Origin of the sequence: Microcystis sp. M53602_WE12 (assembly GCF_030065455.1) — a bacterium.
In the GTDB taxonomy this organism is placed as follows: domain Bacteria; phylum Cyanobacteriota; class Cyanobacteriia; order Cyanobacteriales; family Microcystaceae; genus Microcystis; species Microcystis aeruginosa.
The window spans coordinates 1-1,357 of the sequence record NZ_JASJFB010000103.1 but is presented as its reverse complement, the minus strand read 5'-3'; the positions used below and the strand labels follow the sequence as shown (position 1 = coordinate 1,357).

Annotated in this window: 1 protein-coding gene and 1 pseudogene; both read right to left on the bottom strand. The window is 37.7% G+C overall.

From position 1 onward, the window contains the following. Positions 1–172 precede the first annotated feature (172 nt). Positions 173–544: an IS200/IS605 family transposase gene (tnpA, locus tag PX482_RS04295; RefSeq protein ID WP_043999387.1), complete on the bottom strand. Its 372-nt coding sequence runs from the start codon at positions 542–544 to the stop codon at positions 173–175. A 573-nt stretch (positions 545–1,117) separates the two neighbouring features. Beyond that, positions 1,118–1,261 (bottom strand): annotated as a pseudogene (locus PX482_RS04290) (IS5 family transposase); the annotation flags it as partial. Positions 1,262–1,357 lie beyond the last annotated feature (96 nt).

Genomic DNA, 1,357 nt, shown 5'->3' with positions numbered 1-1,357 from the left:
ATGCAAGGTTTTTGAACGTCCCAATCCTATTTTCTTGCACTAACATCGGACTTTAACAGGTCAAAAGCTTTATTTTAAAAGGGTTTTACCATTATTCAGCAAACCCTATTTAACCAAATAGTCCTAAAAGTCTTTCCCAGTAAACATTTCACGATTTCATAAGCAAAAATTATCACACAAAGTCGAGAAGAGCCCCGGATGACGCAACATAACAAGAATTAGACCAAAAAGACACTTCACTCTTGTAGAATTTATTGACCGGCTCGGGCAAATCTTTTTTCATTGTTCTTGCAATGGAACTCTTTAAGCATCCTGCTACAGCAGAAATGGAATTTTGGGGATGGAAATCTAACAAAATGTGTACATGATCGCTCTCCCCAGAAAACTCAATTAGTTCACATTCAAGCTTTCGACAAACTTGCCATATCATTTCCCTTAACCGTTCCATCATTTGAGCGGTTATAACTTTTCTACGATAATGAGTGAGAAAAACAAAGTGTAACCGCACGCTAAAAACACTATGAGAACCTTTTCTGGGTTTCATATTGACAACCTATGTCTGTAGGCTATACTAAAAGTATAACTTTCCTAGGTCGATCAGTTATGGCTATCAAGAGAATTACTTTTCGTCTTGATCCAAACCAAACACAAAATAACAAGCTTCATTACAGTCAAAAGCTACACTGCTCTCTTTATAATGCTTGTGTTTATCATCGCAAAACCGAGTCGAAAAAGTTTGGTAAAAACCTTAACTATTTTGACCAACAAAATTGCTTACCAGAGTTGAAGAAATGTTGGACAGAATATAAAGAACTTGGTAGCCATGCACTGCAACCCACTGTTAAACGAGTAGATTTTGCTTTTCAGAGATTCTTTAAACTTAAATCAGGTTATCCTAAGTTTAAGGCATCTAGAAATTATCGAGGTTGGACTTATCCTGATGGTGCTGGTTGGTCAATTGATTCTTCTGGTCATCATGGTTTTTTAACTCTGTCTAACTTAGATAAGATTAAAATCCGAGGAAAAGCAAGAGATTGGGGAATCCCCAAGACCTGTATAATTATGTTCAAACAGGGAAAATGGTACGCCTCAATCACAAGATCTCTTGCAAAAGTAATCAAGATATATCCTTTTGTCGGTAACGAAGTTCGTAATTGTAGATACCAGCAATCAAATTCAATCTCAGACCAAATCGCCGACGGCGATTTCTGTATCTTGATGAAAGTATCCGAAATATTTTGAGACGACGATGAATATGTTGCAACATCTCAAAAACCGCTGAGAGGTAAGATGAAAGCCACGACAGCATCTCTGGCCTCTCAGCCTATCGCCTGTGGCTGTTAGGTAGTGTCTAGCT